The organism is Fodinicurvata halophila (assembly GCF_042651425.1).
GTDB classification, from domain to species: Bacteria; Pseudomonadota; Alphaproteobacteria; order Kiloniellales; family DSM-21159; genus Fodinicurvata; species Fodinicurvata halophila.
On record NZ_JBHSCW010000001.1, the window covers coordinates 789063 to 815320 of the forward strand.

The window sequence follows — 26258 nt, forward strand, 5'->3', positions numbered from 1 at the left end:
CGTGAACAGGCCGACAGCCTCTCCCTCGCCTGCCCGCACCTTCGTGCGCGACAACACCGCCGTGGAGACACCCTCGCTGGTGCCGGAAATCCCTTTGCGCCTGGCCAGCAAGGTCATGCCGCTCTGGCACGCCACCGAGGAGGAAATGGAACAGTTGAACATCCCGCCGCCCTACTGGGCCTTCGCCTGGGCCGGCGGGCAGGCGCTCACGCGCTATCTGCTGGACAATCCCGCATGCGTGCGCGGCAAGCGGGTGCTCGATTTCGCGTCAGGCAGCGGCCTCTCGGCCATCGCCGCGGCACGCTGCGGCGCGGCCCATGTCACGGCCTCCGAGATCGATCCCCTGGCGCTGGCCGCCATCGAGCTGAACGCCGAACTGAACGGCGTTTCGCTGGAGCTCCTGGGCGAGGACTGCCTGCTCCAGGACGGCACGGACTGGAACCTGCTGCTGGCGGGGGATGTCTGCTACGAGCAGCCCATGGCCGAACAGGCCTTCGCCTGGCTGCGCCGACAGGCCTCGGCAGGAGCGGAGGTTCTCATGGGCGATCCGGGGCGCTCATACCTGCCCGCCGACGGCCTGGAATCCGTGGCCGTGTACAGGGTGCCGACGAATCGTGAACTTGAGGACAGCGAGGTTCGCCGTACCACCGTCTGGCGTGTCCTGCCCGACGGTGAAAACTGACCCGCCGGACGGCGGGTCCGGTTCAGTAGGGACGCGGCCAGGTCCGACCGCGCCCGCCCGGGAGTATCCTCTCCCGTCAGTCAGTACAAGGCGGTGCCTGGTCCTGGTCCATGCTCTCGATGCGATAGCGCGTTTGCGCGTCATCGACTGTGGACCATGCAAGACGCGCCCATTCGGCCTTGGCCTGATGGTAACTGCCGAAAGGGCCGATCCATTCTTCACGCCCTTCCAGCGGAACCGTGAAGTTGGCGTCCCGATACTCACCGCCAACCACCCAATATTGTTGCATCTTTAAGGCTGTCCCGTTTACTGCCTTTGAACACTGCGGTTACAGTTGAATAAGTAATACCCCCGCTTGCGCCATGCAAGCGACCTTGACGAGGATCATCCTCGTCAAATCCTTAAGATTCCCTATACTGGCGCCGCCAAAACCCTGCTGCCCGAAAGGCGGCGGGCAAGCACGTGACGCGCACCAGAAACGGGGAGTCCCCATGCCTTACAAGTCTCTGCGCGATTTCATGGACCGACTGGAAAGCAAGGGCGACCTGCGGCGCGTGCGTCATCCTGTCTCCCCGGTGCTGGAGATGACCGAGATCCAGACCCGGCTGCTGGCCGAGGGCGGACCGGCCGTGCTCTTCGAAAACGTCCGCGGGGCAGACGAGCACGCCTACGACATGCCGGTCCTGGTCAACCTCTTCGGCACGGTGGAGCGCGTGGCGCTCGGCATGGACCGCACGCCGGAGGAGCTGCGCGAGGTGGGCGAGACCCTGGCCTTCCTGCGCCAGCCGGAGCCCCCCGGCGGCTTCCGTGAAGCCTTCGAGATGATGCCCCTGCTCAGGAGCGTCATGGCGATGAAGCCGCGAACCCTCTCCCGCGCGCCCTGCCAGGAGGTGGTGCAGGAAGGCGCGGATATCGACCTGGACGCCCTGCCGATCCAGACCTGCTGGCCGGGCGAGCCGGCGCCGCTGATCACCTGGCCTCTGGTGGTGACCAGGGGGCCCGGAAAGGCGCGCGAGGACGACTTCAACCTCGGCATCTACCGCATGCAGAAACTGGACGGTAAGCGCACGCTGATGCGCTGGCTCAAGCATCGCGGCGGCGCTCAGCATCACCAGCGCTGGGGACAGGAGAAGAAGGATCCCCTGCCCGCAGCGGCCGTCCTGGGAGCCGACCCGGGCACCATCCTGGCCGCCGTCACCCCGGTGCCGGACACGCTCAGCGAGTACCAGTTCGCGGGCCTGCTGCGCGGGCAGAAGGTCGAGCTCGTAGACTGTAAGACCGTGCCGCTGAAGGTCCCCGCCGAGGCCGAGATCGTGCTGGAAGGCTATGTCAGTCTCGAGGAGTACGAGGACGAGGGCCCCTACGGCGATCACACAGGCTATTACAATTCGGTGGAGTCCTTTCCCGTCTTCAACATCACGGCCATCACCCGGCGCCGCGATCCCATCTATCTCTCCACCTTCACCGGCCGGCCGCCGGACGAACCCTCGATTCTGGGCGAGGCGTTGAACGAGGTCTTCATTCCTCTGGTCCGCCAGCAGTTTCCCGAGATCACCGATTTCTGGCTGCCTCCCGAGGGCTGCAGCTATCGCATCGCCGTGGTCTCCATGAAGAAAGCCTATCCCGGCCATGCCAAGCGGGTGATGATGGCCGTCTGGTCCTACCTGCGCCAGTTCATGTACACCAAGTTCGTGATCGTGGTGGACGACAGCATCAACGCGCGCGACTGGAAGGACGTCATGTGGGCCGTCTCCACCCGCATGGATCCGGCCCGCGACATGACCATCGTCGAGAACACGCCCATCGACTACCTGGACTTCGCCAGCCCCGAATCGGGCCTGGGCTCCAAGGTCGGGCTGGACGCCACCGACAAGTGGCCGCCGGAAACCCACCGCGAATGGGGCACGGAGCTCCGCATGGACCCGGATGTGGTCAAGCGCATCGACGAGATCTGGGACGAGCTCGACCTGCCCGGCAGCGGACGGCCGATCTGGTAGGGCACAGCCTCTATTGAAAGGGCCGACGGAAACCTCCGTCGGCCCTTACTCTCAGGAGTGCCCGAAGGACACTATTCGGCTGGTTTCGGCGCGATACCCAGTCCTTTTACCGGATCCCCATAGCCCTGATCGGTCATATCCTTGATGGCCTCGTTCTGCCTGTGCCACTGCCGGACCTCTTCTTCGGTCGCCTTGGGCGAGAACAGGCCGGTCACGGCATAGAAGATGCCGATCACGGGCGCCGTCCAGCAGGCAAAGGCCAGCGGTATGTAGAGGAGATTCTCGAAGTTCCCGTCCGCGACCCCGAGACCCAGGGCCGTGATCACGAAGGCGCCACCGGCGTTCCAGGGAATCAACGGCGACATCAGCGTACCGCCTTCTTCCGTTGCCCGCGAGAGGTTCAGGGTCGAATAGCCCATGCCGCGATAGACCGGTGCATACATGCGCCCCGGCAGAGCGATGGACAGGTAGGGATCGCCCGCCACCAGGTTGGTGGCGAAGGAGGCACCTATGGCAGACGACTGGACACCTGCAAAGCTGTGCACCTTGGTCAGGATCGCGTTTATGATGGTCTCCAGACAACCGGTGCGTTCGAGCGCGCCGCCAAAACCCAGCGCGATGAGGATCAGGGAAATCGTCCACATCATGGACTGGATCCCGCCGCTGTTCAGCAGGCTGTCGATCTCGGACACGCCGGTCTCGATGGAATAGCCGCTGTTGGCGTAGCTGAAGACGTCGTGCATGCCGACACCCTGGAACAGCATCGCCATCAGGCCGCCCACGACGACGCCGGCAAACAGCGAGGGAATCGGTGGCTGCTTCATGACCGCAAGCACAATCACCAGCAACGCCGGCAGCAACAGCCAGGGCGAGATCAGGAAGTTGTCCTGCAGCGCCGAGGTGATGTTCTCGATTCGCTCGAAGGAGCTCTCGCCCGATTCGAGCAGCGTGTAGCCTCCCACTCCATAGATCACCAACGCGATCAGCATGGCGGGAATCGTGGTCGGCAGCATGTTGCGAATGTGATGGAAGATGTTCACGCCGGTCACGGCGGGCGCCAGATTGGTGGTATCGGACAGCGGCGAGATCTTGTCGCCGAAGAAGGCGCCGGACACCACGGCCCCCGCGGTCCAGTACATCGGGATTCCGAAGCCTTCGCCGATGCCCATGAGCGCCAGGCCGACCGTCCCGACCGTCCCCCAGGAGGTGCCCAGGGATACGGAGACCAAGGAACAGAGGATCATCGCCGCGGCCAGGAAGACTTCCGGACTGAGGATCACCAGGCCGTAATAGATCAGGGTCGGCACCGTGCCGCTGGCAATCCACACGCCGATGATCATGCCGACGACGATCAGGACGGACACCGAGGGCAGGGACACGTTGATGACGTGAAAGACACCATCCTGGATGCTGGGCCACTTGTGGCCCAGTTTCTTGCCCACGATGGCGGTGATCGCCAGCCCGATGGCCAGGGGGATGTGCGGGGTGAAATTGTCGAATACGAAAAGCTGCAGTCCCAGGACCAGGAGTGTCAGGACAACGGGCACCAGGGCCAGGACAAGCGAAGGCTTCTCGATCGTACCCTGTTCCGTCTGATCATCACTGCTCATGCAAACCCCCCTTTTTGAATTGCTTTCCAAATCAGTTCCCCCGGATTCTTCAGAGAACCCGGGGTGACGACAGTGCGGCGCTTCCTTTGCTTCCGACACGGCATGCCAGCCAGCATGCTTACCCTGAAGGCCATGGACCCTACTCCGGGTAATGCATCAAAGATAGCTGGAAAACGTCATTTAACACCATGAATTGTCTCAATTGTCACAGACCGTCCCCCGTTGACTAGGTGCCACGAGCCTGGAAAATCAGAAAACCAGCGCTGCTGGAGGTGTCACGACTGGCGTGAGGCGGGTGTTGGACGAACCACCTGCGGCAGGGGCCAGGCCATTCGCCGTCGTTCGGCGGCTCGCAGCGGGCGGACGGCATAGACCTGCTTGCTCGCTTCCACGAGGTGGACGCCGGCGAAATGCGGCGAGATCCGCTGGCCGATCCGCTCCCAGGCCGGTGCCGTGCGCAGCAGTGCCCGGGAGTGCGTGGGCGGGACGAAGAGGGCCTGGGAGGTGCGCAGCGGCGTGAAACTGTGCTCGCGCAGCAGGCGTGAAATCTGCCCCTGGCTATAGGGATGGCCGAATCCGAAGGGCGTGCGCTCCAGCCGGGCCCAGACACCGCGCCGATTGGGCACGACGATCACCAGGCGCCCCTCGCCCTTCAAGATACGCCAGACCTCGTTCAGCATGTCGCGAAGGTAGTCCGAGTTCTCGAGACAGTGGACCAGCAGCACCCGGTCCACGGAGAACGTCGGCAGGGGCAGCTCGGTCTCGTCCACCAGGGCCACGCGGCTGCGCTCTTCCGAGGGCCAGTGCACCACACCCTGGGTCAGCGGCATGAAGGCAAAGACACGTGCCGCCTCGTGGAACTGCCTCAGATAGGGGATGGCATAGCCCAGGCCCAGGAGTTCCAGACCATGGAGGTCCGGCCACAGGCTGCGTATGCGCCGACGGATCAGGTGGCGTGCCATCTCCCCCGTCGGCGTCTCGTAGAATTCCCGGTAATCAACGACATCATTCCACATGGGGGTACAATAGCACAGGCTCGGACCTCATATGAATGGCTTCACGGACTTTCGCGAACGACAGCTACAGGCGGGGGCATCCCATTGGCACAACTCGAGATTCACCAGATTCCTGTCCTCAACGACAACTACGTCTATCTCATCCGTGAGGCCGACAACGGTTCAGTGGGCGTGATCGACCCGGCGGTTGCCGGACCGGTCCTGAAAGAGGCCGAACGCCTGGGATGGACGATCACCCACATCATCAACACCCATCACCATCCGGACCATGTGGGAGGCAATCTCGAGATCAAGAAGGCCACCGACTGTCATGTCATCGGCCCGGCACCGGACGAGGCCCGCATTCCCGGCATCGACGAGGCCGTGAACGAGGGCGATATCGTGCACTTCGGCCAGGCCGAGGCAGAGGTCTTCTTCGTGCCCGGCCACACCCGCGGACACATCGCCTACTGGTTCCCGGAAAGCCACGCCCTGTTCTGTGGCGACACGCTCTTCGCCCTGGGCTGCGGTCGCCTGTTCGAGGGCAGCCCGGCCCAGATGTGGGACTCTCTTCGCAAGCTGCGCGAGCTACCCGACGAAACGGCAGTCTACTGCGCCCATGAATACACCCAGAACAATGCACGCTTCGCACTCAGCATCGAACCCGGGAATGCGGAGTTGCAGCAGCGGGCGAAGCAGATCGACACGCTGCGCGCCGCAGGGAAGCCGACGGTCCCCTCGCGTCTTGCCGAGGAAAAGGCCACGAACCCCTTCCTGCGCGCCGATGATCCGGCGTTGGCGACCGCCCTGGACCTGCAGGGTCGCTCGGCCCAGGAGTGCTTTGCCGAGGTCCGACGCCGCAAGGATAGCTTCTGAGTCCTCCTGCCTGGCTCCTCCTGCGACCGGGCAGGCCGCGTCCTGCAGGGCAGGGACAGGAGTTATGCAATTATAGCGTATCTATTGCGGCGCAGCATATACTATTTCTACGGGCAAGAATCGAGGCTTCACAGTGCCTTTTGAAGATTTTCCCTGGCACGGGTAGCCGAACTTCGTGTGAGCGGCACGGAGAAGACGTGCCTTCGGAGTCGTACAGGGGAGCCGCCCGTTCTTGTGTGTTGAGCAGGAGCTGCGGCCGCGTCTTCAGGATCGGAATTGACAAGGAAGACACCATTGGCCGCTGGCAAACCGCCCGCGGCATATACCCGGTGTTGCCACAAGCGGAAACAGGACAGACCCCATGCACGCCACGTCCGGCCATGCCCGGCTCCAGCCCAGCGGCAATGAAACGGAGCGCCTGAGGGCACTTGAGGACTACCAGCTCCTGGAGAGCGAAGCCGATCCGCGCTTTGAGCGCATCGTGGAGATGGCCGTCGACCTCTTCGACGTGCCCATCGCCTACATCTCCCTGCTGGACGACACGCGCCAGTGGTTCAAGGCCAGCACCGGCCTGGATTTCTCGGAAACCCCGCTTGCCCAGTCCTTCTGCCTGCACAGCATACAGCACGCGGGCGTGACCGTGATCGAGGATGCCCGCCTGGATGCCCGCTTCTCGGCACTCCCCATGGTGACGGACAATCCCGGCACCGTCTTCTACGCCTCCGTGCCGCTCGTCACACCAGACGGCTTCCGTCACGGAACGCTGTGCTTGATGGACAGGCACCCGCGCCGACTTGATGACAAGCAGCGCCGGCTGCTGTCGTCGCTGGCCGAGATCGCCGTGGACGAGATGGAATTGCACCGTGCCAGCCTGCAGCTTATCAAGGAAAAGCAGGAGGCCCGTCGTGCCGCGCGGATCAAGGACGACTTCCTGGCCATGATGAGCCACGAGTTCCGCACGCCGCTGAATGCCATTCTCGGCTTCTCCGAGGTTATCCGCGCCCAGGCGATGGGCCCGGTCGGACACGAAAAGTACCTGGACTATGCCCAGGACATCCATAACAGCGGCCAGCATCTTCTGTCCCTGATCGACGACCTGCTGGACAGCGCCCATTTCGGCCGGGACGGTTTCGCACTGCAGGAGGAGGCCTTCGACCCGGCCCGGGTGGCGGTGGAGGCGCTCGACATGATGGAGCGCAAGGCGGAGCTCGCCGGCCTCGAGCTGCGCCACAGTATCCAGCCGCACGCCTTTCGCTTCCATGGCGATGCGCGCCGCTTTCGCCAGATCGTCCTCAATCTGCTGTCCAACGCCATCAAGTTCACCCCGGCCGGCGGCCGCGTTCTCCTGAGGCTGAAGCGTCTTGAGGATGGACGCCTGCGATTGCAGGTCGCCGACAGCGGCATCGGTATGACCCCAAGGGAAAGGCAGCAGGCCCGAGAGGTCTTCTACCGCGGAGAGGCGTCCGCCGTGCAGGCGCGTGAAGGGGCCGGGATCGGGCTGTCGCTGGTGGACCGCTTCGCCCAGGCGCATGGTGGGGCCTTGGGGATTCTCAGCCGACCCGGCCGAGGCAGCGTGCTCCGCGTCGACCTCCCAGCGGCGCGTCTGCTGGCTTGACCCTGGTGGGAGGTCCGGAGATGTTGGGCTTGGAACCATACCTCCCAACAGAGAAGGACCGTCTGGCCCAATGAACCACCCCGATGAACTGATCCGTGCCCTCGGCCTGCAGCCGCATCCCGAGGGCGGATGCTATCAGGAGATCTATCGCGCGCCAGCCGAAGACGGCCAGCGCAGCAGCGTGACAGCGATCTATTACCTGCTGCGCGCCGGCGAGCGCAGTCACTGGCACCGGGTGGATGCCACGGAGATCTGGCACTGGTACGCGGGCGCGCCGCTCGCCCTGCACCTCAGTCCCGATGGCCGGCGCAGCGAAACACGTCATCTCGGAAACGACTTCTCGAACGGCCAGCGCCCCCAGGTGGTGCTGGAGCCCCACGTCTGGCAGTCGGCGGAAAGCCTGGGCGAGTGGACCCTGGTCGGCTGCACGGTCGCCCCGGGATTCGAGTTCTCCGGCTTCGAGATGGCACCTGAGGACTGGGCACCCGGGGAGTGACCCAAGGCCCCCGGTGCCGTCCTGCGCGGCATCGGGACCCGGGTCTTGAGAGCGGACGGGCTCAGTACATGTGCTGGCCGCCGTTGATGGACAGCGTCGACCCCGTGATGAAACCGGCGTCATCGGCCACCAGGAAGACCACACCACGGGCAATCTCCTCGGCCTGGCCGAGACGGCCCACGGGGATGCGGGCCACGATCTTCTCCAGGACGTTTTCCGGCACCGACCGCACCATGTCGGTTTCGATGTAGCCCGGCGCGATGGCATTGACCGTGATGCCCTTGCCGGCGCCCTCCTGGGCCAGCGCCTTGGTAAAACCGTGGATGCCGGATTTCGCGGCGGCGTAGTTCACCTGGCCGTACTGCCCGGCCTGGCCGTTGATCGACCCGATGTTGACGATGCGCCCGAAGCCCTTCTCGCGCATGGATTCGATGACGCAACGACAGAGGTTGAAGCAGGACCCCAGGTTGGTGTCGATCACGGCCTGCCACTGATCGGCAGACATCTTTTGGATCGTGCTGTCCCGCGTGATCCCGGCATTGTTGACGAGGACCTCCACGGGACCGTGCTCCTGGGCAACCTTCTCGATTCCCGCCTTGACCGCTTCGAAATCCGAGACATCGAACTTGGCCACCGGGATTCCCGTTTCCTTCGAGAAGGCCTCGGCGGCTTCGTCGTTACCGCCGTAGTTGGCAACGACATCATAGCCTTCCTTCTTCAACGCCAAGCAGATCGCCGCGCCGATACCCCGGGTTCCACCGCTTACCAAAGCCACTCTGGACATTTCCTCATCTCCCTGTCGGTTGGTTTATGACTTCCTGTCCTCTCGTTGCGGCCGCTTGCTTGCGGCCTTGTCTCTCCGGGCATCCGGCCTCCGCCCCCACAGGCAGGCTGCCATGAGGAGGCGGAGGGTCCTATTGGGAAGCCGTCGGAAATTCAGTCATTCGCGGGACAGGCACATGGCGATGCCCATGCCGCCGCCGATGCACAGCGTGGCTAGGCCCTTCTTGGCATCGCGCCGGCCCATTTCGTGCAGCAGCGTGACCAGGACGCGCCCGCCGGAGGCTCCGATGGGATGGCCCAGGGCGATGGCCCCGCCGTTGACGTTCACCTTCTCGCTGTCCCAGCCCATATCCTTGTTGACGGCCAGGGCCTGGGCGGCGAAGGCTTCGTTGGCCTCTATGAGATCCAGGTCGTCGGGCGACCAGCCGGCCTTTTCCAGCGCCTTGCGGCTGGACGGGATGGGTCCTGTGCCCATGACGGCCGGATCGACCCCGCAGGTGCCCCAGGAGACGATGCGCGCCAGCGGGGTCAGGCCACGCTTTTCCGCATCCTTCTCGCGCATCAGCACGACTGCGGCAGCCCCGTCGTTGATGCCGCTGGCATTGCCGGCCGTAACCGTCCCTTCCTTGTCGAAGGCAGGACGCAGGCTCGACAGGCTTTCCGCAGTGGTCCCATGCTTGGGATGCTCGTCATCCTCCACCACGCTCTCACCCTTGCGGGTCTTGATGGTGACCGGAACGATTTCCTCCTGGAAGCGGCCGTCCTTCTGGGCCGCCTCGGCCTTCTGCTGGGACTTGGCGGCAAAGGAGTCCTGCTCCTCGCGCGTCAGCTGCCATTTCTGGGCAACGTTCTCGGCGGTGTTGCCCATGTGATAGCCATTGAAGGCATCCCAGAGACCGTCCTTGATCATGGTGTCGATGAACTTCACGTCGCCCATCTTGTGACCGTTGCGCAGGTGCGCGCAGTGCGGCGCCTGGCTCATGGATTCCTGCCCGCCGGCGACAACAATATCGCAGTCCCCGGTCTGGATGGCCTGATACCCCAGGGCCACGCTGCGCAGGCCTGAGCCGCAGAGCTGGTTGATCTGATAGGCGGTCTTTTCCTGCGGAAGGCCAGCTTCCATGGCGGCCTGGCGTGCGGGATTCTGTCCCGCGCCTGCCGTCAGGATCTGGCCCAGGATCGCTTCGTCGACCTCGCCGCCCTCGACCTTGGCACGTTCCAGGGCGGCGCCGATGGCCACCGCCCCCAGATGAGAGGCGGCGACACTGGACAGGGTTCCGTTGAAGGCCCCGACCGGCGTGCGCGCGGCACTGACAATAACCACATCCGACATTCTGGCTTCCTCCTGGATTGGGTCTCTTTTTAATAGAGCTTGGGGCAAGGACGGCGAATGTTAAGGAGCCGCCCCTGATTTTTGCACTGCAATATACCGAAAGACTACAATCCAAGCGCCGAAAGGGACAAGTTAAGAAACCGCCTTGTCCCGCATCCAGTCCCGCAACGGCCCCCATATGCGTGAAGCGGCACTACGGCCGGCAACCATGCCGATATGCCCGGCTTTCGGACGCTGTACGTCGACATTCGGCAAGGCCTCCGCAAGGGCCAGGGCAGAGGCCGGCGGCACGATCCTGTCCTCGGCCGGGATCACGCAGAGCGTGGGCAGTTCAATCCGCTGCGGCAGCACGCGCCGCCCGGCGATCCGCCAAGCCCCCATCTGCGTCGTGTTCCCGGCGTACCAGGCACCCAGGCATTCTCGTGCCACCGGCGCGGCCAGCGGCACGCCGTCGTTCAGCCAGTCCTCCAGCGCCACGAAGGCCCGCGCCTGCTCACTCTCGGGATCGAGGGCGGCAAAATTCCGGAACTTGCGGATCGTCGCCATGGGATCGACCATGGTGAAGAGCGATTGCAGGACATCCACCGGCAATTCGCCCATGAGGTCCATCAACGGCCCCCAGGTCATCAGCGCCGCCCGCCCGAGGGCTGCTTGGCCCGGGATGGCATGGAAATCCCAGGGCGTGGCCAGCAGCACGAGCCCACGCAGGTCCTCGGCCCGCCGCTGCGCCGCCGCCAGGGCAAGCAAGCCGCCCATGCAGTAGCCGACCAGCAAGGGATTCTGCCCGGTCTCGCTCCGCAGGGCATCCAGGGACGCTTCCAGGTAGCCCGCGATGTAGTCGGTCAGCGAGAAACCGCGCTCGATCTCCCCCGGCGTCCCCCAGTCCAGCAGGAAGACGCGAAAGCCGGACTCCGCTAGCCAGCGAGCCAGCGAGCAGGTCTCGGAGAGATCCAGGATATAGCCCCGATTGATCAGGGACGGGACCAGGAGCAAGGGGGGCCCGGACCCGCCATAGTCGAGCAGGCGGGCCGAGCCTTCGGACCAGAGTACTGGCGGATCCTCAAGAGCGCGTCGATAGGGATGCCGGCGATAGGCCTCTATGCCATCAAGAAGTTCCCTCTGGCGCTTTCGAACCTGGCGCTCCAGGGCGTCGGCGGCCGCGGCGGGGTCCGCTTCGGCGCGCAGCAGCTCCAGCCTCAACGCCTCCTCCTCCGCGCGCAGTGCCGGATTCAAGTTCTGCCAGCCGCTGTTCCAGCTCGGCCAGGCGGCGCTCGAACCGCGCCAGATCGTCTGGGCGAGGCTCAGATGGAGCATCAGCGGACGTGGCCCCTTGCGCTGACTGTCCGGAACGCGTCTCTGTCCCGCTTCCCCCATGCTCTCCATCGTCTTTCCCGCCGAACTGCTGGGAGCCCGGCGCCAGAGATTCCCTTGGCGGCAGGGCCGTGCTCCACCCCATCCAGGCCGCCCAGCTACGCAAGTGTTCCATCCAGGCCTCGGTCATCCTGTCCAGGGACCGGCCCACTTCGGGATCGGCCGCCCGGAGAGACACCTCCCTTTCCCTGAGATCCAGGTAGCGGGCGACCATGTCGTCCAGAGACATTCCCTCGGGTGTCATACCGTCATCCGTCATGTCGGCCTCACTATAACGGCAGGCAGACGCCGAAGCCATGGGCAGGCGCGTTTGCGACAGTGCGCGGAGTGATTGACAGTTCCTGCTTCCGCACCGCAGTATTCCTTTACGCTACAAGTATGTTTAGCGCTTTGACACAATCCAGTGAGGCGGAAGATCTTGGAGAACACAGAACGGCCTGCCAAATCGGCACCGATTACCATCAAGAAGTACGCCAACCGACGACTTTACAACACCGCAACCAGCAGTTACGTAACTCTGGATCATCTCTGCCAGATGGTGAAGGATGATGTGGACTTCGTTGTCTACGATGCCAAGAGCGGAGAGGATATCACCCGGTCTGTCCTGACCCAGATCATAGTGGAAGAGGAAGCCAAGGGCGAGAACCTGCTGCCGATCTCCTTTCTCCGCCAGCTGATCTCCTTCTATGGGCACGGCATGCGCTGGATGCTGCCCAGCTATCTGGAGCAGACGATGGAAGCCTTCACGGCCAACCAGGAAGCCATTGCCCGGAACATGCAGGAGACCATGGGGGGTGTCTTTCCCTTCGGCAACATGGAGGAACTGGGCAAGCAGAACCTGGCCATGCTGCAGCACACGATGAACATGTTCTCCCCCTTCTCCGGCGATAGCGGAAGCTCCACCTCGAAGGGGGAGGGCGAACATTCCCAGAAGGGGTCCGCGCAAGGAAGCTCCGAATCGAGCACGCAGGAAGAGCAACTCGAGCAACTGCAGAAGCAGGTCGAACAATTGCGCCAGGAACTGGGCAAGCTGTCCAGGAAATGACCAAGACTGGAGGAGAGCGGCGCCAGGGGCGCGCGGATCTCCCCTCAGGTCAACTGCAGGTCCTTCTGGCCGCGCCACAGGAAGGATGAGGGCCCCAGGCTGCCATCGGCCGCCTGTATCGTGTTCTTGTGCTGGCGCCATTCCGGCGCGACTTCCGGCATCCCGAAATAGAACCCCTGGATCATGTCCAGGCCTTCCTGCGCCAGATAGGCCGCCTCTTCCTGCTGTTCCGCGCCCTCGGCCAGGGTTTCCAGCTTGAAGGCCCGGGCCAGGCTCAGAAGGTTGCGCAGGAAAAGCTGGTTTTCCGGGGAATGGGTGATATCGCGTATGAAGGAGCGATCGATCTTCACCAGGTCGACGGTCAGTGCCTTGAGGTGATGGAAGGTGCTGTAGCCGGCCCCGAAATCGTCCAGAGCGACACGACACCCCAACTCGCGCACCTGGGCCACGAATTTCGCTGTCTCCCTGACATCCAGCAGGGCGGCCGTCTCCGTTATCTCGACGATCAGCCGGCGTGCCACCTGTGGTCGCCCGTGCAGGCGCCGTATCAGGCTGCGCAGCCAGTCATGGTCGCCGGTCGTCAGGGCAGAGATGTTGAGCGCCAGCGTGATCCCCGGGTATCGCTCGAGATCCGCCAGCACGAGATTGAGCACGTGCAGGTCCAGCAGGCGCATCAGGCCCAATTGTTCGGCCGCGGGAATGAACTTGGCCGCGGGGATCAATCCCCCCTTGCCGTCCTGCAGGCGCGCCAGGCATTCATGGAAGCGCACGGAGTGCGAGGTGGCGTCGACCACAGGCTGGTAGGCGAGGCACAGGCGCCCTTCCGTCAGGGCATTCTTGACCTCGTTGCCGATTTCCATGCACGCACGCACCTGCTGGCGATGTTCTTCCGTGATGGCGTAGTAACTGATGCAGTCGCGACCCGCCTGCTTGGCATCGAACAGCGCACTTTCCGCCTTGGCGACCAAGTCGAGAGCGTGACCTTCCCGATCCGCGAAGAACGCGCCGCCAATGGATACCGAGAGATGAAGCGTTCCTTCGGGAAGCGAGATCGGCATCTCCCGGACACAGTCGCGCAGCGCCTCAGCCAGGCACCGCACTTCGCTTTCCGTACACTCCCGCAGGACCACCCCGAAGCGATCGCCGCCGACCCGGCCGAACAGATCGTCCTCGCGCAGGCACTCTCGGATACGCCGGGCCACCTCGATCAGCGCCGCGTCCCCGGCCTGATATCCGTAGACGGTGTTGATGCGCGCCAGAGCATCCAGGCCCAGGACGAGAAAGCCGCCGTCCATCTGGACTTCGGCACCTGCCCGCGTGAAGAAGCCCTGCAGGGCCTCGCCGAGGGCGAGGCGATTGGGAAGTGCCGTCAGTTCGTCGTGGCTGGCCAGGCGCTCCAGACGCGCTTCCTGCTGCTTGCGATCCGTGACGCGGCGCATGACTCCACAGAGAATCCCGCGCCCGGTGCCCTCTTCGCGTTCCAGCGCACCGCGGTCATGCAGCCAGTGGTACTCGCCATTCACATCCTGAAAGCGATACTCACAGTCGAAGGGACCGTACCCCAGCAGGTGATCGTCCAGAACCGTCTGCCGGCGCACCCGGTCCTCCCGGGGGATCCGTTCCAGAAATGCAGAAAGTGTGACGGGAATCGCCTGTTTTGGAACACCCAGGCAGGACTCGGGATTTCCGAGCCACTCCACGATCCCTTTGGACAAGTCGAATCTATAAAGCAGGTCTCCGGCGGTTTCCACCGCCCTGTACCAATCCTGCCACTGCGTAGCCCTATGTTCTACCGGCGCCACCGCTTATTACCCCTACCTGGTGCAAGCTTTTGTTGACCGCCCGAAACCGCATCCTTGCGGATCCCTGTGCGTAAGGAGATAGACCAGCATCGTTTCCACTTCTTAAGAAATCATGAAGCCGCCATCAGCTGCCGGAGGCGAGCACCACGGCACGACCTTGCGACAGTGATTCAAGTTTGCCTCAATCTTTAACGGCATTCTCCGCGGCTTGGGGGAGGTCGTCCAGCCCGCTCGCAAAGAGCGCTGCATATCCCCATCAAGAATCTCCAGGAAAAAACCTTTCATAAGAGAGAGATAGGCCCCAGCGCCCCATCCTCGTCCTATTCACGCCCGAAAAAAGTCACGCTCGCTCACGGCAGCCCCTTTCGGCATCCGCGCCCCTATATGTAATTATAAGAGGCATTTCTCATTACAATACACCTTTGAATAAGGCATAGTCCCGCCCCTTGGGAGAGCGCAACCTTAAGTCGTTCATTTTTAAAGCTTATTTACGCATTAACTCTGCTTCTTTTTCTTTTTTTACGCGAAGTTCTCCTGCGACAAATGCGCGCCGCAAAATAATATCGGCAGATATGCGTGCACTGACATAACTTTCAGTTGCTTTTTGCGGCAGATCGAAGGCATTGTCTGGCGACGGTATACAATCCGAAATGACAACTCCCGCGGTTACTTGATTGAAAACTATGGATTCACGTCATCGCAAGATCGAGCAGTCGGTCGGTGCCCGCATACGATTGCGCCGCACCCAGCTCGGCTATACCCAGCAACAGCTGGCAGAGCGTCTCGAGATCACCTATCAGCAGGTCCACAAATACGAGCGTGGAGCCAACCGGATTTCGGCGGCCCGCCTTTTCGACCTGGGCGATGCACTCGAGGTCGACGTGAACTATTTCTTCGAGGATATCGTGAACGGGCAGGAGTCCAGTATGCCGGAACATCAGCGCCTGGGGCTCGATCTTGCCCAGAACTTCTCGACGATCAGCGACTCCCAGTGCCGGGAAGCCCTGGCCCGCCTGTGCCGTGCCATGGCCAAGGCCTCGGACGAGTAAACTCCCACGGCTCCGGGATCAGCCGTGACTGTCGCAGGCCGGATTCTGGCTCAGTCCTGCGGGCGCGGCTCCGAGATGATCCTGACGGACCCATCTCGCACGGCATGGAAGAAGCAGTTCGGGCGCTCCGTGTGGCAGGCCGGTCCAGTCTGGTCCACCACTAGCAGCACCGCATCCCGGTCACAGTCATAGCGGAACTCGACAAGCTGCTGCACATGCCCGGAACTCTCCCCCTTGCGCCAGAGCTGCCCGCGGGAACGCGACCAATAGCAGGCACGGCCCGCCTGCAACGTCTCCCGCACCGCCTCGGCATTCATCCAGGCCAGCATCAGCACCTCGCCGCTGTCGTACTGCTGGGCGATGGCCGGGATCAGGCCCGCCTCGTTGAAGGCAAGCGCCGCGACAACCTCCGCAACCAGCTTCTCGTCGGCAATTGCGCCCGTCTTCCCCGGCTTCGTTCCGCTCATTCTCGCCTGTCTCCCGCCTGAAGCACCGGATCCGTCTCCTCCCGCTCTCCCGTCAGCGCGTCGAGCAGTTTCTCCACCCAGTCCCGGGAGACATCCCGGGTGATAAAGACGAGACGCGTGGAGCGGTCCGCATCCGGCCAGCTATCCATCCAGGCCACCGGATGAAAGAGGTGCTGGACCCCGTGAATGACCGCCGGCTTGTCCGGCTTCTCGGCAATGTTCACGATGCCCTTCACGCGCAGGATGTCCGGGCCGCGGTTGGCAACCAGAAGCTCCAGGAACAGGGAGAACCTCGCCCCGGATACGGGTTCCTCGCGCACGATGGAGAACGCCCGGATGTGATCGTCGTGACGATTGACGTCATGCGCATGCGCCTGGGAACCGTCGTGCGCATGGGCATGCTCCGCGTGATCGTGCCCGGCCGCATCCTGATAGGCCTCCTCGCGCAGCCAGCGGCGAACGTCCTCGCCGCGTTCCTCCAGGGCGTAGAAGCCGGCACCGAACAGCGCATCCGCGGGCACTTCGCCCATGATCGCGCGCAGCCGGGCCGCGCCGGGATTGAGTTGGCCCAACCGGCTTTCCAGCGTATCGACCTCGGCCTCGGGCAGGTCGCCCTTGGTGATGACCAGGCGATCGGCAACGGCGGCCTGCTTAACCGCCTCCTCGTGCCGATCCAGCGTAGCCAGCCCGTTCACTCCGTCCACGACGGTGATGACGCTGTCCAGGCGGAAACGCGCAGCCAGCTTGGGATCGTTCATCAGGGTGTGCAGCACCGGGGCCGGATCGGCCAGGCCGGTGGTCTCGATCACCACCCGCGAGAAGGCGGGAATGCTCCCGGCCTCGCGTTTGGCATAGAGTTCGTCCAGAGTGGTCACCAGGTCCCAGCGCACCGTACAGCAGAGACAGCCGCTGTTCAGTTCCACGATCTTCTCCTCGCTATCGGCAACCAGCATGTGATCCAGTCCGACCTCGCCGAACTCGTTCACGATCACCGCCGTATCGGACAGCTCGGGCTGGCCGAGAAGGTGGCGCAGCAACGTGGTCTTTCCGCTGCCGAGAAAGCCTGTCAGAATGGAAACCGGAAGCAGGGACACAGGTTCACCTCACAGTGTCGGATCTCGACCTCGCCCATGAAGGCGAGAGGGTCGGAGTGTAGCGTTGCAGGCGTTCGGCACAAGCTTCGCCTCTGCCCGAAAGCCGACATTTTTCCCGGCCAGTTTGCCTCCTGCGCGCTTGGCAAATGAGTCTGACTTCGTATCATGCCGGTCAGAAGCGATATCAAGCTGCTGTCCCGGACTATTCGACGCGCCCGACCAAGGTGGGGTTGAGTGTCCTGATTCCAGAGCAAACTCCTTTGTCCGTCCGTGTGGGGGCCGTCTGAAGAATGTCCTTGGGTTTTCGCGATCCGTACGAACGTCGCCGCAAGCACCGGCGTTGGACGCTGGTCAAGCTCATCGTCATCCTTGGGCTTTTGGCGGTTGTAGGCTGGGTCGCCTATGGCATGGGCCTGCAGATCGGCCAGGGAGAAAGCGACGCCTTGCGCCAGCAGCTGGCCGAAAGCCGGGAGCAGGTCCGCGAATTGCAGAGTGAGAACGGTCGCCTGGAGAACCAGCACCAGGCGGCCCTGCAGCGTGCCGAAACCCTTGAGGAACGCTACCAGAGGGATGTGCCGGAGGGCGAGATGGAACGCCTGCTCGAGCTGGCGCGACAGCGGATCGAGGACGGGGTGGACGCTGAACGCCTGACCTTCGTCCTGGAGTCCGTCAGCCGCGATCGCGACTGCAGCGGCCCTACGGGATCTCGCCGGTTCCTGGTCGACACCCCGATCTACACAAATGAAGGCAACAACAGTGCCACCTTCGCCGACGGCGCGGTCACGCTGAGCGCCCTGGGAGATTCCGCCGTCAACGAGGATGGCAATCCCGAGGCCTGGTTCGATCCCGAACAGCCGCTGACCGTCACCGCCACCCTGATCGGCGGCGAGGAAGAGGAATTCGAAGGAGAGCTGCCGCTGCACTTCTCCGTCGTCGCCTCCGGCAACGAGCACCGCTTCACCGCCCAAGCCCAGCAGCGCGGCTATGTCGAGGTGACCCACGAACGCTGCAGCTTTCCGTGATCTGCGCCACTTCAGCGCTGCATGCCCGGGCTCTCCCTCATAATCCCCACCTACAACGCGGCCGAGCGGCTGAGGGCCTGCCTGGACAGCCTGAAGGCAGGCGCCAATCTCACCGATGACGCGTCCTTTCCCGTGGAACTCATCATCTCCGACGGAGGATCCACCGACGGCACCCGCCAACTGGCTCGGGAACGGGGATGTCGTCTCCTGGACGGCCCGCCGGGCCGCGGCCGGCAGCTTCGCACGGCAGCGGAGGCAGCCAACGGTGAATGGCTTTTCTTCCTGCATGCGGATAGCCGCCTCCCGCCTGACTGGATGACGGCGCTGCGGCGCTTCATGAGCGCGGAAGGATCCCGCGACACAGCAGGCTACGGACGCCTGCGCCTCGACAGCAACAGGCCGGCAGCTCGCCGTGTGGAGCGGCTGGCCAACTGGCGCGCGGCGCGCCTCGGCCTGCCCTATGGGGACCAGGGTCTCCTGATCGCACGCACGACCTACGAGGCCGTGGGCGGGTACCGGGACATCCCGCTGATGGAGGACGTGGATCTGGTCCGGCGCCTGGGCCGGGCCCGCCTGCGCCCCTTGGCCATCGAGATCGTTACGGCCGCCGACAAGTACGAACAGCAGGGCTGGTGGAAACGCCCCTGTCTCAATCTCTGCCGCCTCACCCTGTATCTCCTCGGCGTTCCCGAGAGATACCTGGCGCGGGGATATCGATGAGCCGGCGAGCCCAGCTCGTCGTCATGGCGCGCCAGCCCCGCTTTGGCATGGGCAAGCGGCGCCTGGCCGCGGGCTGCGGCGAGCGCGCAGCCTGGCGATTCCAACGGGACAACCTGGCGCTGCTGGTCCGGCGGCTCGGGCACGATCCGCGCTGGCAGCTGCGGCTGGCCCTGGTTCCGGACGCCGTACGGGCGCCCGTGCCCGCGGCCCGCCGCCTGCCCCGTCACGTCCAGTGCCGCGGCGATCTCGGCCAGCGCATCCTGGCAGAGCTGTGCCCCCATCCGCCGGGACTCCCCGCCGCACCACGCCTGGTCATTGGGGGCGACATAGCCGGCGTGCACGCTGTCCACATCGCCAGGGCACTCCGGGCGCTCCGCAGTCACGACTGGGTGATCGGCCCGGCCGAGGACGGCGGCTTCTGGCTCATTGGGGCCTCGGGGCGCCACCCCCGGCCTCCGGATTTCACGGGCATCGCCTGGGGCACCGACACGGCCTGCGCGGCCGTCCTGGAACGCCTGCCGGGGCGCCATGCCTTCGCCGACAGGCTGTTCGACGTGGACGAGGCGGACGATTTCCTGCGCTGGCGGCGCGCAGGCTAGGCCTGGACCAGCTGTTCGCGCAGGCGCGGCATTAGCTCCACCAGGTTGCAGGGACGCTGGCGGCTGTCCAGCTGCGGACGCAGTACCTCTTCCCAACCGTCACGGCAGGCCCCGGGCGAGCCAGGCAGGGCAAAGAGGTAGGTGCCCTGTGAGACACCGCCCAGTGCCCGTGACTGCAGAGTCGAGGTGCCGATCTTCTGGTAGCTGATCCAGCGAAAGAGCTCCCCGAAGCCCTCGATCTCCTTGTCCAGGACCTGGCGGAAGGCTTCCGGCGTCACGTCGCGACCAGTCACCCCGGTACCGCCCGTCGAGATGACCACGTCGACCTGCGGATCGGCGATACAGTCCTCCAGGAAGGACACGATATCGCCGAGCTCGTCGCGGCAGATCTCGCGCCGAGCCACCTGATGCCCGTCGCGCCGGACCATTTCTTCCAGCCGGTCGCCGGACTTGTCCTCAGCACGCCCGCGCGTGTCCGAGACGGTCAACAGGGCGATGTTGACCGTCAGGAAAGGCAGGCTCTCGTCAATGGACGCCATCGGGGAGTTCCTCCACGTTGCGCTTTGCCGGACAAAGCGCCTTCAGTCATAGGAGGCATAGTGCGGCCAGCTGCCGCTCGCCAGATCCTCCAGGGAAGACGGTATTTGACCCAGGCGCTTCCTGTAAATCCACAGATTTGTCAGGACACGCCGGACAAAGTGCCGCGTCTCGTAGGACGGCAGGCTTTCCAGGAACAACAGCGGATCGGCCAGCACGTCCCCGGTCGCATCCGCCAACTGCTCTTCCCACTTCTGCAGGTTTCCGGGACCGGCATTGTAGGAGATCATCAGCCGTATGAGGTCGCCGCCTGCCGCTTGTTCCTCCATCAGGTAGAGCAGGTATTGCTGGGCGTAGGCCAGGTTGACGTCTGGCTTGTCCAGCGGCTGTCCGCTGATTGGCTGCAGGCTCTCGCGCTTGGAGGCCAGGTAACGCGCGGTAGCCGGCATGATCTGCATCAGGCCGCGCGCCCCCAGGCCGCTGCTGGCGCCGGGCTGGAAGTTCGATTCCTGCCGCATGAAGGCGTAGAGCAGGGCCCGATCCACCTGGAAGCCGCCGTGGGGTTCCCAGGGGGGCAGCGGAAAGAGACCGACATCGAGAGAGCCCATCATGTCGTTGGAGCCCAGCTCACCTAACAGGCTGTCGGCCAGCCGATAGGCGAGCGACGGCACACCTGCCCGATCAGCCAGGTAAAGCACGCCCTCGACCTGGCTCTCGTCCAGCGTGCCGCCCAGCATGGCGAACTCCGCGCGGGCCTCCTCGCTGCGCCCCGCCTGGGCCAGCGCCAGGGCACGGCCAATGCGTGGCCGCTTCATCAGGCTCTCCAGGGTCTGCGCATCGGGCGCATAGCGCGCGAAGTCGAAACGGGGCTGCAATCCAAGGGCATAGTGGGCCACCAGCCCGTAGAATGTCCGCGGGTACTTGAGGGCGGCGCGCAGCCAGCGGCTCATCTCCTGCGGCTTCTCCTGGCGCAGGGCCGCCCGTGCGGCCCAGTACGCACCGCCGGCGCGCTGGTTGTCCGCCGCACCGGGCGAAGAGGCCAGGGCCACGAAGTGGCCGCGCGCCCGGTCGATACGCCCCAGCCGCCAGGCCGCCAGACCGGCGATCCAGTGGGCCTGCGGCGCCCGCTTCCAGGCCTGTTCCGTGGCCTTCTCCGCCAGATCAATCGCCTTGGCCAAGTTGCCGTGGAAATACCAGCCGTGCGCCACCTTGCCGAGGGCCTGGGCCATTTCCGTACGGCTCAGAGTGGTTCGGGCGGCGTCCGTGGCCAGTGTCCTCTCGCTGGCGGTCAGGCGCGTGTTCAGGACATTTTGGCGAATCTGCCCCAGCAATTCCTGAGCCCTGCGCCGCGCCTCGGCGCTGCGTTCATCGGCAACCTGCGGGACTTCGGGGCTCTCCAAATCGAGCTCGAGACTCAATCTCCCCGCCGCGTCCGGCGCTGGTGGCGCAACCCCATCCGAGGGACGACGCTGCAGGGCCAGCCTGTGGACCCGCTCGGCGCCCGGATGATCGGCATAGTCCGCCAGCCAGTCTGCCAGTTCACGATAGCTGGAGCGATAGGCGGTGGGATGCATGTAACGCTGGAACAGGACGTGCCCCATCAGCCTGTCGTCCCCGATCCGCGACAGGACGGCATCCGCCGCCTCCCAGCGGCCGGCCTCCTGCAGGGTAAAGACCTCCTGGTAGCGTCGCGCGTCGGCGGCCGAGATCACCTTCGGCAGGCTGTCGCGCACCTCCGGACCGAGTCGCGGCAAGGCCGCGGTCTTGGTGTCATGTATGATCGCAGGGGGAGTCTGTGCCGCCGCCCCATTTGCAGACACGGCTTGCCAGGACAGGACGGCACACAGGCCTATCATCCCCATGGCGCAACATCTGCGCCATGTGATTTCCGTCAGCACGAGTCTTCCTTCTGCCCGTTATTCTCTTCAATGCCCCGGTCGCATTTTATCCTCTTTTTCAGAATCTTCCAGTCACCCTGGCGCAGAGTTATCCACAGGCAGGAGGAAGGACGGGATCGCTCAGCCGATCTCCGGCGGCTGTTCGCCGCGCAGGGCGGCCCGGAACGCCAGCATATCCCGCCAGGCGTGACGCTTCTGGGCCGGCTGGCGCAGCAGATAGGCCGGGTGCAGGCTGGCAATCGCCGGGATGGGCGCAGTCAGGCCATCGTGCTGATACGAGAACCACTTGCCGCGCAGACGGGTGATGCCCTGGGTCGTGCCCAGCAGGGTCTTGACCGACACATTGCCGATCATCAGCAGCAGATCCGGACGGATCAGCTCGATCTGGCGCTCCACGAAGGGCAGGCACAGGCCGATCTCGCGCGTGTCCGGCGTGCGGTTTCCCGGCGGACGCCAGAACAGTATGTTGGTGATGTAGACCTCCTCGATGGCGATGCCGGCCGAGGTCAGCATGGTATCCAGCATGCGCCCGGCCGCGCCGACGAAGGGTTCGCCCTGGATATCCTCGTCGCGGCCGGGCGCCTCGCCGATCAGCATGACCCTGGGATCCTTGCTGCCGCGGAAGATGACCGTGTTGCTCGCCGATTTCCTGAGCTCACAGCCCTCGAAGGTCCGGATCGCCTCGTGCAGGCTGTCCAGGTCCTTGGCGGCCGCGGCGAGATCGCGGGCCTCTCGCAATACGGTCTCGGCCGGCTGCAGCGGCCCCTGGCCGGCCGGGCGCCAGACGGCGGGCTCCTGCATGCCTTGCGGGGGCGCCGCAGACGCGCCTTGGGCGGCCGGAGCCGGCGCGGCGGCACGCTCAGGCGTGGCAGAAGGCTCCGCCGGCACGGGCTGCGCCGTCTGGAAGCGGTCGACAGGCTCCTCGCCCACGGCTTCGTCCGCCCCGGCCTCGAGCAGCCATTCCAGGGCGGCCAACGCTTCTCTGTTGGACATTGCGGACGTCATGGTCTGAAATTAGCAGCCCTTCCCCGGGGAAGGAACGGCAATTGCCGCAACGTCGGGGCGAGTGCGCGAGAACCGGAAGGCGGGGTGGGATAAGAACAGGTCGCCGTGACAGAGTCTCCTGGAATCGTTAATGGATTTCCTGGGGGACGGGATGGTCACGCAAGGCTGGCCAAACGCAGGAACAGTCGGGACTTTCCAGCAAGGGAGCGAGAGATCGATGGAACGCGAATACATGGACTACGATGTCGTCATTGTGGGGGCCGGACCCTCGGGACTGGCCGCGGCCATCCGCCTGCGCCAGCTGGCGGCCGAAAGCGGCAATGACATCTCCGTGTGCGTTCTCGAGAAGGGCTCCGAAGTCGGCGCGCACATCCTCTCCGGGGCCGTTCTGGAACCGCGCGCGCTCAACGAGCTGATCCCCGACTGGAAGGACAAGGGTGCGCCGCTCAACGTTCCGGTCGCGGACGAGAAGTTCCTCTTCCTGACCGAGACCAAGAGCTATTCCCTGCCCGTCCCGCTGCTGCCGCCGCAGACCCAGAACCACGGCAACTACATCGTCTCGCTCGGCAACGTCTGCCGCTGGATGGCCGAGCAGGCTGAAGCCCTGGGTGCCGAGATCTATCCCGGCTTCGCCGCGGCCGAAGTGCTCTATACCGAGGACGGCGCCGTGGCGGGTGTCGCCACCAACGACATGGGCGTGGCCCGCGACGGCAGCCAGAAGGACGGCTACATGCCGGGCATGGAGCTGCGCGCCAAGTACACGCTCTTCGCCGAAGGCTGCCGCGGCTCGCTGACCCTGGATCTGGAGAGGCGTTTCGGCCTGCGCGAAGTCAGCGACCACCAGACCTACGGCATCGGTCTCAAGGAGCTATGGGAACTGGATCCCGCCCAGCACAAGGAAGGCTTCGTGCTGCACTCCTCGGGCTGGCCCATGGACGACAAGACCTGGGGCGGTTCCTTCATCTATCACCTGGAGAACAACCAGGCCTATGTCGGCTACGTGGTGGGCCTCGACTACCAGAACCCGCACCTTTCCCCCTTCGACGAGTTCCAGCGCTTCAAGCTGCATCCGGCCATCAAGCCCATGCTGAAGGGCGGCAAGCGCATCTCCTACGGCGCGCGCGCGTTGAACGAGGGCGGCTTCCAGTCGGTGCCCAAACTCGCCTTTCCGGGCGGCGCGCTGATCGGCTGCACGGCCGGTTTCCTCAACGTGCCCAAGATCAAGGGCAGCCACACCGCCATGAAGACCGGCATGATGGCCGCCGAGTCGATCGCCGAGCGCATGGCCGGCGGCGACGCAGGCTATGGCACGCTGGACAACTACGAGGAGGCCTATCGCACCTCCTGGGTCCATGACGAACTCTACAAGGCCCGCAACCTGCGCCCGGCCACGGCACGCTGGGGCATGACGCTGGGCATGCTCTACGGCGGCCTCGACCTGAAGCTCTTCGGCGGGCGCCTGCCCTGGACACTGCATCACCAGCACGCCGATCACGAGACACTCAAGCCGGCTGACCAGATGCCGAAGATCGACTATCCCAAGCCGGACAACGAGATCACCTTCGACCGGCTGTCCAGCGTCTTCATCTCCAACACCAATCACGAGGAGGACCAGCCGGTGCACCTGAAGCTGAATGATGACTCGATCCCCATCGAGCACAACCTGCCGCTCTACGACGAACCGGCGCAGCGCTACTGCCCGGCCGCGGTCTACGAGGTGGTGCGCGACGACGACGGCTCGAACCCGCGCTTCGTGATCAACGCGCAGAACTGCGTGCACTGCAAGACCTGCGACATCAAGGATCCGAAGCAGAACATCGTTTGGACCACACCCGAAGGCGGCGGCGGGCCCAACTACCCGAACATGTGAGGCTCTGCCGAACGAAGGCGGTTCAGGCCAGCAGCTCGAGTCCTGCGCCGGCCGCGGCAGCGAGGATCACCACCAGCCAGGCCGGCAGCCGCCAGAAGGCCAGCAGGGTGAAGGCGCCCAGCACCAGGGCGAAGTCGCTGGGCGCACGCACGCCGCTGGTCCAGACCGGATGATAGAGCGCGGCCAGCAACAGGCCGACCACCGCCGCATTGACCCCCAGCAGCGCCCGGCGCATGGGCTGGACATGGCGCAGCTGCTCCCAGAAGGGCAGCACGCCGATCACCAGCAGGAACGAGGGCAGGAAGATCGCCACCAGGCAGATGGCCGCCCCGAGCACGCCGTTGGGCACCGGCTCCATCACCGTGCCCAGATAGGCGGCGAAGGTGAACAGGGGTCCCGGCACGGCCTGGGCCGCCCCGTACCCGGCCAGGAAGCTGTCCTCGTCGATCCAGCCCGTCGGCACCACCTCGGCCTGCAGCAGGGGCAGGACCACATGGCCGCCCCCGAAGACCAGCGCGCCGGAGCGGTAGAAGCTGTCGAACAGCGCCAGGGTCTGGCCGGGGAACAGCCCGGCCAGCAACGGCAGGCCCGCCAGCAGCAGGAAGAAGACCCCCAGAGCCGCTATCGCCAGGCTGCGCGGCACGGTGATATCGAGCGGCGTGTAATCGCGCTCTTCCTCGCTCTTCAGGAACAGCCAGCCAATCAACCCGCCCGCCAGGATCACCCCCACCTGGCCCAGGGGATGCGGCCAGACCACCAGCAGGATGGCCCCCGCCACGGCCAGAGTTAGGCGCTCCCGGTCCGGACAGAGGCTGCGCCCCATGCCCCACACGGCATGCGCCACCACGGCCACGGCGGCAGCCTTCAGGCCGCGCAGGTAGTCGCCGTTCATGTCGCTGCCGAGCACCAGGATCCCGTAGCCGAAGACCGTCAGCAAGAGGGCCGAAGGCAGGGTAAAGGCTGTCCAGGCCGCAAGGGCTCCCGGCAGGCCGGCGCGCGCCAGACCGATGCTGAGCCCCACCTGGCTGCTGGCCGGCCCCGGCAGGAACTGGCAGAGCGCCACCAGGTCGCCGTAGCTCTTCTCGCTGAACCAGCCGCGCCGACTGACGAACGCCTCCCGGAAATATCCCAGATGCGCCACCGGCCCACCGAAGGACGTCAGACCGAGGCGCAGGAAGATCAGGAAGACCTCGAGCCAGCTGCCCTTCGTCCTCTCCGGTAGGGGGTGCGCATCCCCTCCAGCTGTCATGCCTCTTCCTCCCTCTCGTACCACCTTTCTTCTAAACCAGGCCCTGTGCCGAAACCAGCGCCCTCCATCCTGCATCGCGCCGGACGCCGTGCGGCATGGCTCCAACCTTGAAGGAACGTTGAGGCAACTGCAGTTCTGGCATA

Annotated in this window: 24 protein-coding genes; 11 read left to right on the forward strand and 13 right to left on the reverse strand. The window is 64.7% G+C overall.

Annotation, left to right across the window (positions count from 1 at the left end; all coding sequences use genetic code 11):
* The first annotated feature begins 1 nt into the window (after position 1).
* Positions 2-682, forward strand: coding sequence for a class I SAM-dependent methyltransferase (locus ACFOW6_RS03670; protein WP_382420968.1), 681 nt, complete (start codon positions 2-4; stop codon positions 680-682).
* Between the two features lie 76 nt (positions 683-758).
* On the opposite strand, the gene ACFOW6_RS03675 is transcribed toward ACFOW6_RS03670, so the two are convergent.
* Positions 759-971 carry a DUF4170 domain-containing protein gene (locus ACFOW6_RS03675; RefSeq protein ID WP_382420969.1) on the reverse strand — a complete coding sequence of 71 codons (213 nt, stop codon included), beginning with the start codon at positions 969-971 and terminating at the stop codon, positions 759-761.
* A 202-nt stretch (positions 972-1173) separates the two neighbouring features.
* Between ACFOW6_RS03675 and ACFOW6_RS03680 the strand changes: the two genes are divergently transcribed.
* A complete protein-coding gene (locus tag ACFOW6_RS03680) occupies positions 1174-2679 on the forward strand; it encodes a UbiD family decarboxylase (protein ID WP_382420970.1) in 1506 nt (501 codons plus the stop codon).
* Positions 2680-2750: 71 nt separating this feature from the next.
* Here ACFOW6_RS03680 and nhaC read toward each other — a convergent pair whose 3' ends face one another.
* Both nhaC and ACFOW6_RS03690 read right to left on the reverse strand, forming a co-directional pair.
* Entirely contained in the window at positions 2751-4289 is a 1539-nt protein-coding gene (gene nhaC / locus ACFOW6_RS03685) for a Na+/H+ antiporter NhaC (protein WP_382420971.1), read from the reverse strand.
* 275 nt (positions 4290-4564) lie between these two features.
* The gene (locus ACFOW6_RS03690) at positions 4565-5305 is read right to left on the reverse strand and encodes a class I SAM-dependent methyltransferase (RefSeq protein ID WP_382420972.1); all 741 of its coding nucleotides are present in this window, start codon (positions 5303-5305) and stop codon (positions 4565-4567) included.
* An 84-nt stretch (positions 5306-5389) separates the two neighbouring features.
* Between ACFOW6_RS03690 and gloB the strand changes: the two genes are divergently transcribed.
* The 3 genes from gloB to ACFOW6_RS03705 all read left to right on the forward strand — a co-directional run bounded on the left by gloB (position 5390) and on the right by ACFOW6_RS03705 (position 8271).
* Complete coding sequence (gene gloB / locus ACFOW6_RS03695; RefSeq protein WP_382420973.1) at positions 5390-6160, forward strand: hydroxyacylglutathione hydrolase; 771 nt, start codon at positions 5390-5392, stop codon at positions 6158-6160.
* 361 nt (positions 6161-6521) lie between these two features.
* The gene (locus ACFOW6_RS03700) at positions 6522-7775 is read left to right on the forward strand and encodes a GAF domain-containing sensor histidine kinase (RefSeq protein WP_382420974.1); all 1254 of its coding nucleotides are present in this window, start codon (positions 6522-6524) and stop codon (positions 7773-7775) included.
* 70 nt (positions 7776-7845) lie between these two features.
* Positions 7846-8271, forward strand: a complete 426-nt coding sequence (locus ACFOW6_RS03705) for a cupin domain-containing protein (protein WP_382420975.1) — start codon at positions 7846-7848, stop codon at positions 8269-8271.
* A 61-nt stretch (positions 8272-8332) separates the two neighbouring features.
* Here ACFOW6_RS03705 and phbB read toward each other — a convergent pair whose 3' ends face one another.
* The 3 genes from phbB to ACFOW6_RS03720 form a co-directional block, all read right to left on the reverse strand.
* Positions 8333-9055: an acetoacetyl-CoA reductase gene (phbB, locus tag ACFOW6_RS03710; RefSeq protein WP_382420976.1), complete on the reverse strand. Its 723-nt coding sequence runs from the start codon at positions 9053-9055 to the stop codon at positions 8333-8335.
* A gap of 156 nt (positions 9056-9211) precedes the next feature.
* Positions 9212-10387, reverse strand: a complete 1176-nt coding sequence (locus ACFOW6_RS03715; protein WP_382420977.1) for an acetyl-CoA C-acetyltransferase — start codon at positions 10385-10387, stop codon at positions 9212-9214.
* A 132-nt stretch (positions 10388-10519) separates the two neighbouring features.
* Entirely contained in the window at positions 10520-11770 is a 1251-nt protein-coding gene (locus ACFOW6_RS03720; protein WP_382420978.1) for an alpha/beta fold hydrolase, read from the reverse strand.
* Between the two features lie 406 nt (positions 11771-12176).
* On the opposite strand from ACFOW6_RS03720, the gene phaR reads away from it, so the two are divergent.
* Positions 12177-12803, forward strand: coding sequence for a polyhydroxyalkanoate synthesis repressor PhaR (phaR, locus tag ACFOW6_RS03725; protein WP_382420979.1), 627 nt, complete (start codon positions 12177-12179; stop codon positions 12801-12803).
* A gap of 44 nt (positions 12804-12847) precedes the next feature.
* Here the strand turns inward: phaR and ACFOW6_RS03730 are convergent, their stop codons facing one another.
* On the reverse strand, positions 12848-14518 hold the full coding sequence (locus tag ACFOW6_RS03730; RefSeq protein ID WP_382420980.1) for a putative bifunctional diguanylate cyclase/phosphodiesterase: 1671 nt from the start codon (positions 14516-14518) through the stop codon (positions 12848-12850).
* A gap of 770 nt (positions 14519-15288) precedes the next feature.
* On the opposite strand from ACFOW6_RS03730, the gene ACFOW6_RS03735 reads away from it, so the two are divergent.
* Positions 15289-15654, forward strand: a complete 366-nt coding sequence (locus tag ACFOW6_RS03735) for a helix-turn-helix domain-containing protein (RefSeq protein WP_382420981.1) — start codon at positions 15289-15291, stop codon at positions 15652-15654.
* Between the two features lie 50 nt (positions 15655-15704).
* Here ACFOW6_RS03735 and hisI read toward each other — a convergent pair whose 3' ends face one another.
* Positions 15705-16121, reverse strand: a complete 417-nt coding sequence (hisI, locus tag ACFOW6_RS03740; protein WP_449267347.1) for a phosphoribosyl-AMP cyclohydrolase — start codon at positions 16119-16121, stop codon at positions 15705-15707.
* Entirely contained in the window at positions 16118-17215 is a 1098-nt protein-coding gene (locus tag ACFOW6_RS03745) for a CobW family GTP-binding protein (RefSeq protein ID WP_382420982.1), read from the reverse strand. The genes hisI and ACFOW6_RS03745 overlap by 4 nt, the downstream gene beginning before the upstream one ends.
* A 290-nt stretch (positions 17216-17505) precedes the next feature.
* On the opposite strand from ACFOW6_RS03745, the gene ACFOW6_RS03750 reads away from it, so the two are divergent.
* From ACFOW6_RS03750 to ACFOW6_RS03760, 3 genes are read left to right on the forward strand one after another with little or no spacing between them, the layout of a single operon-like run.
* Positions 17506-18237: a hypothetical protein gene (locus ACFOW6_RS03750; protein WP_382420983.1), complete on the forward strand. Its 732-nt coding sequence runs from the start codon at positions 17506-17508 to the stop codon at positions 18235-18237.
* 21 nt (positions 18238-18258) lie between these two features.
* Complete coding sequence (locus ACFOW6_RS03755; RefSeq protein WP_382420984.1) at positions 18259-18957, forward strand: TIGR04283 family arsenosugar biosynthesis glycosyltransferase; 699 nt, start codon at positions 18259-18261, stop codon at positions 18955-18957.
* Positions 18954-19556, forward strand: coding sequence for a TIGR04282 family arsenosugar biosynthesis glycosyltransferase (locus ACFOW6_RS03760; RefSeq protein WP_382420985.1), 603 nt, complete (start codon positions 18954-18956; stop codon positions 19554-19556). The genes ACFOW6_RS03755 and ACFOW6_RS03760 overlap by 4 nt, the downstream gene beginning before the upstream one ends.
* On the opposite strand, the gene moaB is transcribed toward ACFOW6_RS03760, so the two are convergent.
* From moaB to ACFOW6_RS03775, 3 genes are all read right to left on the reverse strand, one after another.
* Positions 19553-20095, reverse strand: coding sequence for a molybdenum cofactor biosynthesis protein B (gene moaB, locus ACFOW6_RS03765; protein ID WP_382420986.1), 543 nt, complete (start codon positions 20093-20095; stop codon positions 19553-19555). The genes ACFOW6_RS03760 and moaB overlap by 4 nt on opposite strands.
* A 42-nt stretch (positions 20096-20137) precedes the next feature.
* Positions 20138-21955, reverse strand: coding sequence for a lytic transglycosylase domain-containing protein (locus ACFOW6_RS03770; protein WP_382420987.1), 1818 nt, complete (start codon positions 21953-21955; stop codon positions 20138-20140).
* 156 nt (positions 21956-22111) lie between these two features.
* Positions 22112-22984, reverse strand: a complete 873-nt coding sequence (locus ACFOW6_RS03775) for a uracil-DNA glycosylase (protein ID WP_382420988.1) — start codon at positions 22982-22984, stop codon at positions 22112-22114.
* Positions 22985-23213: 229 nt separating this feature from the next.
* Between ACFOW6_RS03775 and ACFOW6_RS03780 the strand changes: the two genes are divergently transcribed.
* Positions 23214-24866 carry an electron transfer flavoprotein-ubiquinone oxidoreductase gene (locus ACFOW6_RS03780; protein WP_382420989.1) on the forward strand — a complete coding sequence of 551 codons (1653 nt, stop codon included), beginning with the start codon at positions 23214-23216 and terminating at the stop codon, positions 24864-24866.
* A gap of 22 nt (positions 24867-24888) precedes the next feature.
* Here the strand turns inward: ACFOW6_RS03780 and chrA are convergent, their stop codons facing one another.
* The gene (gene chrA / locus ACFOW6_RS03785; protein ID WP_382420990.1) at positions 24889-26115 is read right to left on the reverse strand and encodes a chromate efflux transporter; all 1227 of its coding nucleotides are present in this window, start codon (positions 26113-26115) and stop codon (positions 24889-24891) included.
* Positions 26116-26258: the final 143 nt, after the last annotated feature.

Coding starts and splice junctions, on each gene's coding strand:
- ACFOW6_RS03680 (WP_382420970.1), top strand. CDS start 1,174: ATGCCTTACAAGTCTCTGCGCGATTTCATGGACCGACTGGAAAGCAAG.
- moaB (WP_382420986.1), bottom strand. CDS start 20,095: ATGGCGTCCATTGACGAGAGCCTGCCTTTCCTGACGGTCAACATCGCC.
- ACFOW6_RS03720 (WP_382420978.1), bottom strand. CDS start 11,770: ATGGAGAGCATGGGGGAAGCGGGACAGAGACGCGTTCCGGACAGTCAG.
- ACFOW6_RS03755 (WP_382420984.1), top strand. CDS start 18,259: ATGCCCGGGCTCTCCCTCATAATCCCCACCTACAACGCGGCCGAGCGG.
- nhaC (WP_382420971.1), bottom strand. CDS start 4,289: ATGAGCAGTGATGATCAGACGGAACAGGGTACGATCGAGAAGCCTTCG.
- ACFOW6_RS03675 (WP_382420969.1), bottom strand. CDS start 971: ATGCAACAATATTGGGTGGTTGGCGGTGAGTATCGGGACGCCAACTTC.
- phbB (WP_382420976.1), bottom strand. CDS start 9,055: ATGTCCAGAGTGGCTTTGGTAAGCGGTGGAACCCGGGGTATCGGCGCG.
- hisI (WP_449267347.1), bottom strand. CDS start 16,121: ATGAGCGGAACGAAGCCGGGGAAGACGGGCGCAATTGCCGACGAGAAG.
- ACFOW6_RS03715 (WP_382420977.1), bottom strand. CDS start 10,387: ATGTCGGATGTGGTTATTGTCAGTGCCGCGCGCACGCCGGTCGGGGCC.
- ACFOW6_RS03700 (WP_382420974.1), top strand. CDS start 6,522: ATGCACGCCACGTCCGGCCATGCCCGGCTCCAGCCCAGCGGCAATGAA.
- ACFOW6_RS03775 (WP_382420988.1), bottom strand. CDS start 22,984: ATGTCCAACAGAGAAGCGTTGGCCGCCCTGGAATGGCTGCTCGAGGCC.
- ACFOW6_RS03705 (WP_382420975.1), top strand. CDS start 7,846: ATGAACCACCCCGATGAACTGATCCGTGCCCTCGGCCTGCAGCCGCAT.
- ACFOW6_RS03780 (WP_382420989.1), top strand. CDS start 23,214: ATGGAACGCGAATACATGGACTACGATGTCGTCATTGTGGGGGCCGGA.
- ACFOW6_RS03690 (WP_382420972.1), bottom strand. CDS start 5,305: ATGTGGAATGATGTCGTTGATTACCGGGAATTCTACGAGACGCCGACG.
- ACFOW6_RS03770 (WP_382420987.1), bottom strand. CDS start 21,955: ATGGGGATGATAGGCCTGTGTGCCGTCCTGTCCTGGCAAGCCGTGTCT.
- chrA (WP_382420990.1), bottom strand. CDS start 26,115: ATGACAGCTGGAGGGGATGCGCACCCCCTACCGGAGAGGACGAAGGGC.
- ACFOW6_RS03750 (WP_382420983.1), top strand. CDS start 17,506: ATGTCCTTGGGTTTTCGCGATCCGTACGAACGTCGCCGCAAGCACCGG.
- ACFOW6_RS03760 (WP_382420985.1), top strand. CDS start 18,954: ATGAGCCGGCGAGCCCAGCTCGTCGTCATGGCGCGCCAGCCCCGCTTT.
- ACFOW6_RS03735 (WP_382420981.1), top strand. CDS start 15,289: ATGGATTCACGTCATCGCAAGATCGAGCAGTCGGTCGGTGCCCGCATA.